Source organism: Burkholderia cenocepacia, from assembly GCF_900446215.1.
GTDB lineage: Bacteria > Pseudomonadota > Gammaproteobacteria > Burkholderiales > Burkholderiaceae > Burkholderia > Burkholderia cenocepacia.
The window spans coordinates 571,490-585,072 of sequence record NZ_UAQZ01000007.1 but is presented as its reverse complement, the minus strand read 5'-3'; the positions used below and the strand labels follow the sequence as shown (position 1 = coordinate 585,072).

Genomic DNA, 13,583 nt, shown 5'->3' with positions numbered 1-13,583 from the left:
CCCGCCCTCATGAGGATCTCCGTCAGCCGGACCGTCGGCGTCGATCGCAGACGCCTGTTCACGTGGTCGCAGGACTACGGGCGGCGGCTCGTCTGGGACAACTTCCTCATCGATGCCTATCTGCTCGACGGCACGACCGCCGACGTCGGCGTCGACGCGTTCTGCCGCAGCCAGTCGGGCGCGACGATGGTGTCGCGCTACATCTCGTACCGTCCGCCGCAGGTCGCCGCCGTCGAAATGGTCGAAGGGCCGAAGGTGCTCGAACGCTTCAGCGGCAGCTGGAACTTCACCGAGCGCACGGCCGGATCGACCGAGGTGAAGTTCACGTACCACTTCCGCGCCCAGCCGTCCTGGCTGCGCTGGCTGCTCGAACCGCTGATCGGCGCGTTCTATCTCGTGCAGACCCGCCGGCGTCTCGATTCGTTCAAGCGCTGGGCCGAAGCCGAAGCACTGCCGCGCTGACCGGCGTAAGCCGGCTGCGCCATCGGCTATTTGCCAGATTCGCCGAAGCCGGGGAAACGACAGGCGGCCGCCATCCCGCCGCGCGCCACCTGCTGCCGGACCTGCGCGTGCGTGCCGAGCGCCGCGGCGATCGCATCGACCGCGTCGGCGGCACGCGCCGCGCCGCACATGAACGCATCGACGGCCGCGAAGCGATGCTCGGGCCACGTGTGGATCGTGATGTGCGACTCCGCCAGCAGCACGACGCCCGTCACGCCATGCTCGCCGCCGAAATGATGGAAATGCGCGCCGATCACGCGCGCGCCGGCCCGTTGCGCCGCGTCGGTGAGGATTGCTTCGAGCCGCGCGGCGTCGCGCAGCAGCGCCGCATCGATGCCGGCCAGGTCGGCCAGCACGTGCGAGCCGAGCGTCGCGTCCGGCGACACGCTCCCGTCGCGTGCGGTCATTTGTGCGACCCGTACGACGAGTAGCCGCTGCGCGCCGACGAACTGCCCCACCCGCCGCCGCCCGAACCGCTGCCGCCGATCGAAGAACAACTGAACAGCGTGACGACGATCAGGCCGTAGATGCCGTAGAGAATGTACCGGATCACGCGTTGCCCCCGTCCGGCGCAAACCGTTTCCACAGCCATTCCGGCAGCCACAGCACCAGCAGGCCGACCAGCACGTAGACGGAGCGGCCGGTGAACGAGAACAGCGAGCCCATGTTGAAGATCACGAGCAACGCGCTGAACATGAACGGCAGCGGCGCGAAACTGTGCGGCCCCTTTCGGCCGAACAGGCCCATCGATTCGGTGGCGCCGGCGGCCGCCGGCGTGGCCGCCGCGAGCGCGGGCGTGCCGAAGCGCTCGGCGAGCGCGCCGGCCGACAGCGGGCGCGCGCGCGACCAGACGATCTCCGCGTCACTGCGCTCGCGCGTGAGCTTGTCCTTCTGCCAGCCGTAGTCGATGATCGACGTGCGATCGCCCGCCTGCACGCGCCAGTTGAATGCACCGACCACGTAGACGACCTCCGATTCGTATTCCTCGCGCAGCCGGTAGGTCTTGCCGTCGTCGGTCACGTTGCCGGATTCGCCGCCGATCGTCGGCCAATGGTCGAGCACCTGCACCCGTTCCCAGCGCCCGTCGCTCTGCACGAGCCACAGGAAGCCGCGTTTCGGGTTCAGCAACAGGTACTCGTCCCACGTCTCGTCGTCGCCCGGCACGCGGCAGCGCATCATGCCGATCACCGTGTACTTCACGCCGTCGAACGTGCCGATCGCGCCGAGTTCGAGCGCGCCCTTCACCGATTCGAGCTTGCGCCGCGCCGCGAACACGGTCTGCTGCTCCGCCGTGCACCGCACGCCCGCGTGACAACTGCCGCACACGACGTAGTCGGCCACGTTCGGTGCATACGACAGCGGCGCGCCGCAGCTCGGGCACGCGAACGGCACCAGCTCCGCGCCGCGCTTGTCGCGCGTATCGTTTTCGGTGTCGCGCAACCCGGTGAACGCGAGCGCGTCGAATTCCAGCGCCTCGCCCACATAGACGGCCGGGATGCCGCCGTTCGGTTCGGCGTCGGAATAGTCGTAGGTCGCGAATGCATTGCCCGTGCGCAGGTCGGCGACGCGCGCCTCCCAGCCGGCATCGACGCGAAACGGCAGCTCGCCGTCGCCGCCCGTGCAGCGCGCGGTGCGCACGTCGGACACCAGATACGCGCGGCCGCCGTGGTCGATCCGCATGCCCGGTTCGAGCGTGTCGAATGCGGGCCATGCGCGGCCCGACGCATCGTCGGGTTCGCGCACCGTGATCGCGTACTGGCCCGACGCATCCGACAGCCAGCCGAACGCGCCGTCGTCGAACACGACGTACCACTCGCTCCATGCACCGGCGTCGTAGGTCATCTGGATGCGCCCGAGCACCGTAAACGCGCGCTTGTCGTAGCGGCCGGCCGTGCCGATCTGGATCGGCGACGCATCGTCGAGCACCGTGGCCAGTTCGCCGATGCGCTCGACGTCGGCGCCGCGCTTGAGCAGCGTGCTGCGACAGAACGCGCAGACGGCCATCACCGCCGCGGCCGAGCGAAACTCGACCGGCGCGCCGCACTGGGGGCACGAGGTACGGAACATGCGCGACGCTTACCGGGTGAGCTTCGCGAGGATCTCGGCCTTCGCGCGCGAATATTCGTCTTCGGTCACGAGGCCCTTGTCGAACAGCGCCTTCAATTGCTCGAGCCGCTGCACATAATCGGTGCTCTCGGTCGGCGAGGCGGCCACCGGCGCGGCAGCGGGCGCGGGCGGTGCGGCCTGTGCCGATTGCGCGGCGCCCGCGATCTGGCCGGCCATCGCCTGCCCGATCGCCGCGCCCGCGGCGAGCCCCGCGCCGACCCCGGCGATGCCGCCCGGGTTTTGCGCGGCGAGCGGAATCGCCTGAGCGGTCTGGTATTGCGTGGCGCGCGCGAGATCGCCGGCCATCCCGGCACCGATCCGCAGGTCGAGCGCCTTCTGCAGTTCGGCCGGCAGCGACACGCTCTCGACCGCGAACGCGTCGAGCGCCAGCCCGTAGCGCGTGAACACCGGCACCAATGCCTCGGCGACACGCTGCGACAGCAGCGACTGGTTCGCGGCCATGTCGACGAACGGCACGTCGGCCGAGCCGAACGTGGTGCTCATCGCGGTGACGACCAGGTTGCGCAGTTGCTGCTCGAGATCGTCGACCGTGTATGCCGCGCGCGTGCCGCTGACCTCGCGATGGAACGCCGCCGCATCGACGATCCGATACGAGTAGATGCCGAACGCGCGCAGCTGCACGAAGCCGAATTCGCGGTCGCGGATCGTCACCGGCTGCGCGGTGCCCCAGCGCCGGCCCAGCTGCAGCCGCGTGCTGAAAAAGTAGACGTCCGACTTGAAAGGCGACTGAAAGAATTTGTCCCAGTTCCTCAGGTTCGTGAGCACCGGCAGCGTGCGCGTTTCCAGCGTGTAGAGGCCCGGCTGGAACACGTCGGCGACCTTGCCTTCGTTGACGAAGATCGCGACCTGCGTTTCGCGCACGGTCAGCTTGCCGCCGTACTGGATTTCCTGGTCTTCCATCGGATAGCGCCAGGCCAGCACGCCGTCGGTGTCTTCCGTCCATTGCAGGACGTCGATGAACTGCTTGCGGATGAATGAACCCAGACTCATGTCGGTCTCCTCGGAACGCGTGGCGCGTCAGGTCAGGCAGGCGGCATTGATGATGCCGACGACGAGCGACGCGGTGCCCATCAGGCCGCCCATCGCGACGTTGCGATCCTCGATCGCATGATTCATGCCGGGCATCACGCGCGTCAGCACCGCGTAGGCGATCAGTTGCACGATCATCGCGCCGATGGCCCAGATCACGACTTCGCCGAGCGTCGCGTTGTGCGCGATGCTGGACGCGAGCGTCAGGCAGAAACCGATCAGTGCGCCGCCGAACGACAGCGTCGCGGCCGCGTTGCCGTCGCGGATCAGCGCCAGTTCGTCGAACGGGGTGACCTTCAGGTACACTGCCGCGAACACGAGAAGCAGCACGAACGCCGACAGTAAATGAACCGCATAAAGATAGGCACTATTCATTCTTTTCCTCGGATTTTGTGCTCGGTTCGCCGCCCCGTCGCCGGCCGGCCCGCACGGGGCCGCCAGACGAAAATCCGCGCCAGTATATCCACATTGCCGAACACTGCACAACGGATGCGCGATGCTGCATAAGCGCGCGCTCGTCCTGTCGATTCTCGTGCTCGCGTCCTGCGGGCTCGGCTACGAACTGATCAGCAGCGCGCTGTCGAGCTACCTGCTCGGCGACTCGATCCTGCAGTTCTCGTCGGTGATCGGCTGCTACCTGTTCGCGATGGGGATCGGCTCGTGGCTCGCGAAGTTCGTCGAGGACGACGACGTGCTCGACCGCTTCGTCGACATCGAGCTGCTCGTCGGCCTGCTCGGCGGCGTGTCGGCCGCGCTGCTGTTCGTCGTGTTCGCCTGGCTCGCCGCGCCGTTTCGTGCGGCGCTTTACGCACTGGTGCTCGCGCTGGGCCTGCTGATCGGGATGGAGATTCCGCTCGTGATGCGCGCGTTCCAGCAGCGGCGCCAGGCGTTCCGCCATACCGTCAGCGAGGTGCTGACCTTCGACTATCTCGGCTCGCTGGCCGTGTCGCTGATCTTCCCGCTCGTGCTCGCGCCGCGTCTCGGCCTGCTGCGCACGAGCTTCCTGTTCGGGCTCCTGAACGCACTCGTCGCACTGTGGACCACGCACCTGTTCCGCGACGAGATCCGCAACGTGCGCGGCAAGCTGATGCGCGCATCGCTCGTGATCGGGCTGCTGGTCGCCGGATTCGCGCTGTCGGACCGCATCACGCATTGGGCCGAGCACGGCGTGTACGGCGACGAGACGATCTATTCGGAAACGACGCCGTACCAGCGCATCGTGCTCACGCAATGGCACGACGACATGCGGCTGTACCTGAACGGCAACCTGCAATTCTCGTCGCGCGACGAGCACCGCTATCACGAAGCGCTGATCCACCCGACGATCGAGGCGCTGCCGTGGGCGAAGCGCGTGCTCGTGCTCGGCGGCGGCGACGGCCTCGCGGTGCGCGAACTGCTCAAGCACCGCAACCTCGAACAAATCACGCTCGTCGATCTCGACCCCGCGATGACGAAGCTGTTCTCGACGTCCGTGCCGCTCGTCAAGCTGAACCAGGGCGCGCTGAAGGACCCGCGCGTGCACGTGATCAACGACGACGCGGTGCGCTGGCTCGAATCGAATGCCGACGTGTACGACGCGATCGTCGTCGATTTCCCCGATCCGACCAACTTCGGGCTCGGCCGCCTGTACTCGGTGCCGGTGTTCCGGCTGCTGGCGCGCCACCTGTCGGAGAACGGCTACACGGTGATCCAGTCGACCTCGCCGTACTTCGCGCCGCACGCGTACTGGACCATCATCGCGACGCTGCACGAAGCCGGGCTCAACACGTGGCCATACCACTGCTACGTGCCGTCGTTCGGCGACTGGGGTTTCGTGATCGCCGGCAAGCGCCGCAACTTCACGGTGCCGACGCATTACTCGGTGCCGACGCGCTGGCTCGATACGCAAACGGCCACCGAGATGTTCCACTTCCCGGCCGACATGCCGGCGCTGTCGATGTCGCCGAACGAACTCAACGACCAGCCGCTCGTGCGCCGCTTCGACGACGACTGGAAGCACGTGCTGCGCTGATGGATCGCCGCACGTTCCTCGTCGCATCGGCGGCCGCGTCGCTCGCCGCATGCGGCCGCACCGGCTGGATCGAGACGACGCCGCGCGTCGACTACCCCGGCATGCGCGAAGGCCATGCGCTGCGCGACCATGCCGCGCTGCCCGCGCCGTCCGGCACGATCGACACGGATGTCGCGATTCTCGGCGCCGGCGCGGCCGGGCTGTCGTGCGCATGGCAGCTCGCGCGCGCGGGCCATACGCGCTTCACGGTGCTCGCCGGCCCCGAATTCGGCGGCAACGCGGCCGGCGGGCGTTTCGGCGTGCTCGGCTATCCGAAGGGCGCGCACTACCTGCCGCTGCCGTCGCTCGAATCCGCGCATCTGCGCGACATGCTCGCCGATCTCGGCGTGATCGAATCTGCGCCGTTCTCCGCGCGCCCCGTGTACGACGAGCGTGCACTCGTCCACGCACCGGATGAACGCCTGTTCATCGATGGACAGTGGCAGGACGGCATCGTGCCGGCCACCGGCCTCGACGCCGACGCGCTCGCGCAGCAGGCGCGCTTCTTCGCGTACACGGACGGGCTGCGCACCGCACGCGGCGCCGACGGCCGCAAGGTGTTCTGCATCCCGATCGCGGAATCGTCGCGCGACCCGCGCTGGCGCGCACTCGACCGGCGCTCGTTTCGCCAGTGGCTGCACGACGAGGGTTACACCGCGAAGGCGCTGCACTGGTATCTGAACTACTGCTGCCGCGACGATTACGGCGCCGGCTACGAGCATGTCTCCGCCTGGGCCGGCCTGCACTATTTCTCGTCGCGCGGCGGCCATGCGGGCGATGCGAGCGACGGCGCGGTGCTGACCTGGCCCGACGGGCTGCACACGATGGTGACGAAGCTGAGCGAGTCGATCGCCGCGCGCACCGGCTCGAACACGTGGTCGCGCGATGGCTTCGCGGTGCGCGCGACCGAACGCGCGGGCGGCGTCGACGTGCTGTGCGCACGCGTCGGTCACGACGGCACGCTGTCGACGTTCACGCTGAAGGCGCGCCGTGTCGTATGTGCGATGCCGCTGTTCGTCGCGGCGCGCGTATTCCCGCAACTGCTTGCCGCGTATGGCTTCGAGCCCGCGCGCGACTTGCCGCCGCGCGCGCCGTGGCTCGTGTCCAACTTCCTGCTCGACGGCATGCCGGCCGAGGAAGCGGGCGTGCCGCTCGCGTGGGACAACGTCGTCTACGACGGCGCCGGGCTCGGCTACGTCGTGTCGACGCACCAGTTGATCCGGATGTCGCCGCCGACGCGCTCGGTGTTCTCCGCCTATCAGGCATTGAGCACGCAAACGCCGGACGATACGCGCCGCTGGCTCGCGCAGGCGAAGCCGGACGCATTGCGCGAGCAGGCGGCGATCGACCTGCAGGCCGTGTACGGACGCGAGCTGTGGAAGCATGCGACCGCGCTCGAGATCACCGTCCGCGGCCATGCGATGGCCACGCCCGACGTCGGCTTCCTGAGCCGGCCGGGGCTGCTCGCGCTGCGCGATGCCGACGGCCCCGTCGTGTTCGCGCATGCCGACCTGTCCGGACTGTCGCTGTTCGAGGAAGCGTCGTACTGGGGCATGCTGGCGGCACATCGCGTGCTCGCCTGACAACCGTCGCGCGTCATTGCGGCGTCGCCGCCACCCGCTATAATCGCGCGACATTCCGACTGCATTGAGCAGGCCGACGGCGGCGCGCCGTTCGATGCGCCGTCCGCCCTCTCGACAACAACAATGACGAACCGAACCTTCCGACGCCTTCGCCCGCTCGTGCGCGCCGCCGCGCGCATGCTCGCGTGCGCCCCGCTGCTCGGCGCGCCGCTGGCGCTGCACGCGGCCGACACCGCCGCCACGATCGTTACCGAGCCCGCGTCCGGCCGCTACATCGTCGTCGACACCGGCCATACGCCCGCGCATCCGGGCTCCACCGGCGCCAGCGGCCGCGTCGAATATCTGTACAACCTCGACCTGTCCGGCGCCGTCGCCGACAAACTCGCCGCGCACGGCGACCGCGTGCTGCGCACGTCGGCGGACGGTCGCGAGATCGCGCTCAATCAGCGCTCGACGCAGGCGCCCGACGCGAACCTGTTCGTGTCGATCCATCACGACTCGATGCAGCAGCAGTTCATCGACGCGGGCCGGCAGCGCGAATTCCGCGGCTTCTCGGTGTTCGTGTCGGAGCGCAATCCGCACTATGCGGAGAGCCTGCGTTGTGCGAAGGCGATCGCCGAGCGGCTGGTCGCGGCCGGCGAACGGCCGTCGCTGTATCACGCGCAGCCGATCCGCGGCGAGAATCGTCCGCTGATCGACCCGCAACTCGGCATCCACCGCTTCGACGATCTCGTCGTGCTGCGCACCGCGCCGATTCCGGCCGTGCTCGTCGAAGCCGGCGTGATCGTCAATCCGGACGAAGAAGCGCGGCTCGCGCGCCGCGAGACGATCCAGCGCCTGTCCGCCGCGATCGCGGGCGGCATCGACGCGTGCACGACGCCGCAATAACGACGGTCTCGCCCGTCGCGTTCAACGGTTTTCACCCAGTCAGGAGCATCACCATGAAGAAAAAGAATCTGCTCGCAGCCTGCGCGTTGCTCGCGCTCGCCGTTCCGTTCGCCGCGCACGCGGCCGGCTGCGGAAAGCCGCGCAGCGCGTTCGACCAGGTCTATTGCACGAGCACGCAGTTCTCGCAGTCCGACCGCGATCTCAACGACGAATACGGCCGGTTGCGCAAGCAACTGAGCGGCGACCAGCAGGCGACGCTGAAGGCCGGCCAGCTCGCGTGGCTGAAGCAACGCGATGCGCAGTGCAGCGAAACGCGCGGCAGCAGCTACCTCGTCGACATCCAGTGCGCGAACGACATGACGCAATCGCGACTGTCGTTCCTGCGCGAGCGTGAGCGCGAATGCTCGAGCACCGGCTGCGTGACGTCGAAGCTCGGCGAATAAGGTCGCCACGCGTGCCGTGCCGCGAAGCACGTCGCGGCACGGCACGCTGCTCGAAAGGAACGACGATGCGGCATCAATTCGCCGAAGTCCTCAACGATCTGATCGACTACTTTCTCGTCGGCGATCTTCTGCTGCTGAAACGCTACAAGGACGAACACGGGCTGCCGGACGACGTCGCATCGGCGTTCACGACCGGCGACAGCGGCGACCAGGCGGTGCTCGAAGGCATCGTCATTCCGCTGGCCGGCATCGAGAATCATCCATATACGGTCATCTTCACGCTGGACGACGGCACGCCCGAACTGTTGAAGACAGGCAGCCGCCTGCAGCATCGACGCGGCGGGTACGTATTGCGCGTCGCGCATCGTGCGGTGATGCTCTACACGTGGCGCATTCTCGAACGTTTCACCGACGACACGGTGAATGCGCTGCTTGCGCGCTATCGCGAACCAGGCAGGCCCGTCATTGAAATCGACAACGGCTGGTACGACGTCGAGATCCTCGGCGGAGAAATCGCACGCGACGGCTGGTTCGAACCCGCGTTCGAGTTCGTGCTGAAGAAAACCGACGCACCGGGCAACGCATCACACGTGGACATCCACTACCGTTTCGCCATCGACGCCAGCCTGGATCCGGCGACGTGAATCCGGCAGGCGGCAGCGCGGCAACCGGCAACCGGCAACCGGCCACACGGAGGGCGCATGGCATCGAATACGACGACGATCGACATCCGCGCGGCCACCGCCGCCGATGCACCGGCCATCGCCGGCATCCACGTCGCGTCGTGGCAAGCGACCTACACGGACATCATGCCGGCCCCGTTCCTCGCCGGCCTGTCGGTCGAAAAGCGCACGGCCGCATGGCGCGCGGTACTCGACGCGGGCCGGCCATGCGTCGCGCTCGCGTTCGCGAACCACGCACCGACCGGCTGGATCGCGTACGGCCCGACGCGCGACGCCGACAAGGACCGGGCGTGGGGCGAAATCGAAGCGATCTATCTGCATCCTGCGCATTGCGGGCAAGGGATCTGTGCGCGGCTGGTCGACCATGCATGCCGGGCGCTGCACGACGCGGGTCATGCATGGGTGTCGCTGTGGGTGCTGGTCAAAAACCGTCGGGCAAGAGCATTCTACGAACGCGAAGGTTTCGTCGCCGAAGACGACATCAAGACCTTCGAGATCGACGGTACGCCGATCGAGGAAGTGCGCTACTGGCGCGCCCTACCGAAGCGGTCGCGATGACGGCAGCGCCTCCTCCGTCGCCAATCGTTCCTGCATCAGCTGCAGCAGCGCGCGAATCTTCGCGTTGACCGAATTCCGGCTCGCGTAAGCGGCATGCAGCTGCAGCGGCGCCGGCGCCATCTCCAGCGGCACGCGCACCAGCCGCCCTTCGGCAAGCTCCACCGCGCACGCGCGTTCGACCAGAATCGCGAAGCCGATCCCGTTCACCGCCGCGAGGCCCGCCATCTCGCCGCTATTGACGCGATACCGGCTCGCCACCGGAATCTTGTGAATCCGTCCGTCGCGATCGGCGAACTGCCACGGCTGCCCTTTCAGCGTGCTCAACGTCGTGATGCACGGCAACTGCCGGAGCTGCTCCGTCAGGCCGGGCATCCCGACCCGCGCGACCAGTGACGGCGCGGCCACGACGACGCTCGGCAAACTCGCGAGCGGCCTGACGACGAACGCACTGTCGTCCAGCTTGCCGCGATTGACGATGATCGACAGGTCGATATCGTCGCGCAGCGTCGACATGCCCGCGAGGCTGGTATCGCAGTCGATCTCGACACGCGGATGGCGGCTCGCGAATTCCGCGACGATCGGCCCCAGCATGCGCGGCCCGATTTCGCCCGGGACGCAAAGCTTCAGCACGCCGCGCAATTCCGTTTGCTGCGACGTCAGCTCGCATTCGGCCTGCGTCAGCGCGTCGAGCATCGGCCGCGCACGCTCGTGCAGCAACCGCCCGGCCTCGGTCATCCGCAGGTGGCGCGTGCTGCGCTCGAGCAAACGTACGCCGAGCCGCGACTCCAGTTGCGCCACATGACGGCTCACGTTGGAACCCGGCAGCGCGAGCATGCGTGCGGCGCCGGCAAAGCTGCCTTCATCGACGACCGTCACGAACACACGCACCGCATTCAGATCCAGCTTGCTACGCATCATTATCCCGTTTTAGGTATCAAAGCCTGCCGATTTCGATGGCTTATCCCGCCAGAGACCATAATTTACGATGCTCATCCCGTCAATGCGACGCCCGGGCACGCACCCGCGGCCAGCGAGCGTTCGCACGACACAGGCAAGGAGCGTCATGAACATTGCAATCCTGGGCGCCGGCGTGGCCGGCATGAGCACCGCACTCGCGCTCGCCGGGCGCGGCCACGAGATCCGGCTGTACGAACGCAGGCCGACGGAATCGACGATGGGCGCAGGCGTGGTGCTGTGGCCGAATGCCGGCTTCGTCCTCACCGAGCTCGGCCTGCTGCCGGACATCGTCGAGGCCGGCGGCCGCCTGCATGCGATGCGGCGCATCGACCGGCACGGCACCCTGCTCAAGGCCACCGAGATCGGCGCGCTCGACCGCCGCATGGGCTTCCCGACGGTGTCGATCCTGCGGCGCGACCTGCAGGCCGTGCTGACCCGGCACCTCGCCGCGCGCGGCATCGAGGTCCACTTCGGCCACGGCGCAACGGCCATCGATACCGGCGCGGACGGTCGCGCCGTCGTTCGCTTCGACAACGGCACGACGATCGCCCCCGATCTCGTGATCGGCGCGGACGGCCGCATGAACTCCGTCGCGCGACGTCATGTGGTCGGCGACAACACCCCCGTCTATCAGGGCTTCGTCAACTGGATCGGCGTCGCGCAAAGCAATGCGCCGCTGGTCGACGAAGTGTCGATATTCGATTACTGGGGCACGCGCGAACGCTTCGGCATCGTCGCGCTGGACCGGCATCGCGTGTACTGGGCGGCGGCATGGCCGGAAGCCGACAGGTGCGATACGGCGGAAGACGATCCGCGCGGGATGCTGGAACGGCGCTTCGCGCCGTGGCCGGCGCCCGTCACGGACGTGATACGTGCGACGCCAGCGGACACGCTCACGAAGATCCGCGTGCACGATCTGGATCCGGTCGACGCATGGCACCGCGGCAACGTACTGCTGATCGGTGACGCCGCGCACGCGCCGCTCCCGACCTCCGGACAAGGCGCCTGCCAGGCGCTCGAAGATGCGTGGCATCTTGCCCGGTGCCTCGACGAATACGATTCAGCCAACGGCGGCGATCTCGATGCGGCGCTTGCGGCGTTCACGCTGCGGCGCAGCGGGAAAACCGCCGCGATCACCGAGCGTGCGCGTGAATTCGCGCACCTGTTATTCAGCGACGACGTAAGCGACAGCGCTCGACAACGGATCGATCCGGTCGCCGAAATCGAAGCGCTGACGAACGCGTGGGGCGCGCACCTGCCGATGGAACAGGCGCGCGGACGATAAGCCGTGCGGACGGCGGCATCGGCTCACAGAAACCAGCGATACTCCCGCGCGCCGATCTCATTGCGGAAATCCAATTCCTCCTGCCGCTTGTTCTCGCAATACACCATCACGAACTCGCTGCCGAGCCCGTCGCGCACGGCCGGATGATCCTGCATCGCGGCGACCGACGACAGCATCTCCTTCGGAAAATCGATCCCGCTGCCGCGATCCTCGTTGAGTGGCGCGATCGGTTCGAGGCGCGCATCGAGCCCGTGCTCCATCCCGCTGAGGATCGCCGCGAGCACCAGGTACGGGTTCGCATCCGCACTCGCGAGCCGGTGCTCGATCCGCAGGTTGCGGGCGTCCGACTCGGGAATGCGGATGCACGCGTCGCGATCCTCGAAACCCCAGCTCGCGCGGCTCGCCGCGTTGACCATCGACCCGTAGCGGCGGAACGCATTGTGATTCGGCGCGAACACGGGCATGCAATGCGGCAGCAGCGCGAGGCAGCCGGCCACCGCGTGACGCAACGGCCGCTGCCCGTCCGCCGCAAGCAGGTTGCGCCCCGCGTCGTCATACAGGCTCACGTGCACGTGCATGCCGCTGCCCGGCGCATGCAAATACGGCTTGCCCATGAAGCTCGCGCGATAGCCATGCCGCAACGCGACACCGCGCGTGCTGCGACAGAACAGCGCCGACCAGTCGGCCGCGCGCAGCGCGTCGTCGGTATGCCCGAAATTGATCTCGAACTGGCCGGGCCCGAGCTCCGCGGTGATCACCGTCGCATCGACGCCCTGCTCGCACGCGGCTTCGACCATCTCGTGCAGCACGTCGGAGAAACGCGACAGGCGCTCGATATGCATGTTCGGCTGATCGTCGCGGTCGTCGCTCAGGCGGTCGCGCGGATACTGCGGCATCCCGTCCGCGAGCTGCGCGGCGAACAGGTAGAACTCGAGCTCGAATGCGACGACCGGCCGGATGCCGCGCGCCGCGAAGCGCCGCAGCACGCGTGCGAGCACCTCGCGCGGCTCGAATTCGATCGGGGAATCGGTGCCATCGGAACTGATCAGCATCTGCGCGAGCGGTTGCCGCTCCCAGCGCACGGGCTTCAGCGTGCCGGGGATCAGGCGGCGCGGCGCATCGGGATCGCCGTCGTTGAAGCAGTAGTCGCCGATCTTGTAGAGGCCGCCCTGCGTGCCGAGCAGCACGCAGTTCTGCGGCAGCTTCAGCAGCGAGCCCGATGCGACTTTCTCGAGCGCATCGATCGGATAGCGCTTGCCGTAGAAGTGCCCGGGCAGGTCGAGGCAGATCAGGTCGACATAACGGATCTCGGGGTGCGCCTGCCGGAATGCGCGGACTTCACTGACCAGCGCGGGAACGACGTCAGCCATGTCTCATCCTTTCCATGTCTTGTATGGCGGTGCCGCGGCGCGGCGATCCGGATTCATGCGACGCACGGGGCAACACATGCCGCATCTCGATCAGTACTGCAAACAGGCT

15 protein-coding genes are annotated in these 13,583 nt (G+C 67.7%); 8 read left to right on the top strand and 7 right to left on the bottom strand.

Annotated elements, in window-relative coordinates; translation table 11 throughout:
• Positions 1-9: 9 nt before the first annotated feature.
• On the top strand, positions 10-462 hold the full coding sequence (locus DTA15_RS16590; protein WP_006491214.1) for an SRPBCC family protein: 453 nt from the start codon (positions 10-12) through the stop codon (positions 460-462).
• A 26-nt stretch (positions 463-488) separates the two neighbouring features.
• On the opposite strand, the gene speD is transcribed toward DTA15_RS16590, so the two are convergent.
• Genes speD through DTA15_RS16570 form a run of 5 tightly spaced genes read right to left on the bottom strand, consistent with a single transcriptional unit; the run spans position 489 to position 4,032 of the window.
• Positions 489-908: an adenosylmethionine decarboxylase gene (gene speD / locus DTA15_RS16585; RefSeq protein ID WP_006491200.1), complete on the bottom strand. Its 420-nt coding sequence runs from the start codon at positions 906-908 to the stop codon at positions 489-491.
• On the bottom strand, positions 905-1,054 hold the full coding sequence (locus tag DTA15_RS38590; protein WP_006491192.1) for a hypothetical protein: 150 nt from the start codon (positions 1,052-1,054) through the stop codon (positions 905-907). The genes speD and DTA15_RS38590 overlap by 4 nt, the downstream gene beginning before the upstream one ends.
• Positions 1,051-2,568, bottom strand: a complete 1,518-nt coding sequence (locus DTA15_RS16580) for a DUF4178 domain-containing protein (protein ID WP_012493477.1) — start codon at positions 2,566-2,568, stop codon at positions 1,051-1,053. The genes DTA15_RS38590 and DTA15_RS16580 overlap by 4 nt, the downstream gene beginning before the upstream one ends.
• Before the next feature lie 9 nt (positions 2,569-2,577).
• Positions 2,578-3,618, bottom strand: coding sequence for an SPFH domain-containing protein (locus tag DTA15_RS16575; RefSeq protein WP_006492911.1), 1,041 nt, complete (start codon positions 3,616-3,618; stop codon positions 2,578-2,580).
• Positions 3,619-3,645: 27 nt separating this feature from the next.
• A complete protein-coding gene (locus DTA15_RS16570) occupies positions 3,646-4,032 on the bottom strand; it encodes a DUF350 domain-containing protein (RefSeq protein ID WP_006490342.1) in 387 nt (128 codons plus the stop codon).
• Between the two features lie 121 nt (positions 4,033-4,153).
• On the opposite strand from DTA15_RS16570, the gene DTA15_RS16565 reads away from it, so the two are divergent.
• The 6 genes from DTA15_RS16565 to DTA15_RS16540 all read left to right on the top strand — a co-directional run bounded on the left by DTA15_RS16565 (position 4,154) and on the right by DTA15_RS16540 (position 9,862).
• Positions 4,154-5,668, top strand: a complete 1,515-nt coding sequence (locus DTA15_RS16565) for a polyamine aminopropyltransferase (RefSeq protein ID WP_006490298.1) — start codon at positions 4,154-4,156, stop codon at positions 5,666-5,668.
• Positions 5,668-7,290, top strand: a complete 1,623-nt coding sequence (locus tag DTA15_RS16560; RefSeq protein WP_006490256.1) for an FAD-dependent oxidoreductase — start codon at positions 5,668-5,670, stop codon at positions 7,288-7,290. Before DTA15_RS16565 ends, DTA15_RS16560 begins: the two co-directional genes overlap by 1 nt.
• A gap of 123 nt (positions 7,291-7,413) precedes the next feature.
• Positions 7,414-8,178 carry an N-acetylmuramoyl-L-alanine amidase family protein gene (locus DTA15_RS16555; protein WP_006490270.1) on the top strand — a complete coding sequence of 255 codons (765 nt, stop codon included), beginning with the start codon at positions 7,414-7,416 and terminating at the stop codon, positions 8,176-8,178.
• Between the two features lie 53 nt (positions 8,179-8,231).
• Positions 8,232-8,621: a lysozyme inhibitor LprI family protein gene (locus tag DTA15_RS16550; protein WP_006490376.1), complete on the top strand. Its 390-nt coding sequence runs from the start codon at positions 8,232-8,234 to the stop codon at positions 8,619-8,621.
• Positions 8,622-8,686: 65 nt separating this feature from the next.
• Positions 8,687-9,265 (top strand): hypothetical protein, encoded by a 579-nt coding sequence (locus tag DTA15_RS16545; RefSeq protein WP_006490280.1) that lies wholly within the window; start codon positions 8,687-8,689, stop codon positions 9,263-9,265.
• Positions 9,266-9,322: 57 nt separating this feature from the next.
• A complete protein-coding gene (locus DTA15_RS16540; protein WP_006490295.1) occupies positions 9,323-9,862 on the top strand; it encodes a GNAT family N-acetyltransferase in 540 nt (179 codons plus the stop codon).
• On the opposite strand, the gene DTA15_RS16535 is transcribed toward DTA15_RS16540, so the two are convergent.
• On the bottom strand, positions 9,842-10,777 hold the full coding sequence (locus DTA15_RS16535) for a LysR family transcriptional regulator (protein WP_012493478.1): 936 nt from the start codon (positions 10,775-10,777) through the stop codon (positions 9,842-9,844). The two genes, DTA15_RS16540 and DTA15_RS16535, sit on opposite strands and share 21 nt — an antisense overlap.
• A 148-nt stretch (positions 10,778-10,925) precedes the next feature.
• Here DTA15_RS16535 and DTA15_RS16530 point away from each other — a divergent pair, with 148 nt between their 5' ends.
• The gene (locus tag DTA15_RS16530; protein ID WP_012493479.1) at positions 10,926-12,104 is read left to right on the top strand and encodes an FAD-dependent oxidoreductase; all 1,179 of its coding nucleotides are present in this window, start codon (positions 10,926-10,928) and stop codon (positions 12,102-12,104) included.
• Between the two features lie 23 nt (positions 12,105-12,127).
• On the opposite strand, the gene DTA15_RS16525 is transcribed toward DTA15_RS16530, so the two are convergent.
• Positions 12,128-13,474, bottom strand: a complete 1,347-nt coding sequence (locus DTA15_RS16525; protein ID WP_006490374.1) for a glutamine synthetase family protein — start codon at positions 13,472-13,474, stop codon at positions 12,128-12,130.
• Between the last annotated feature and the right edge of the window lie 109 nt (positions 13,475-13,583).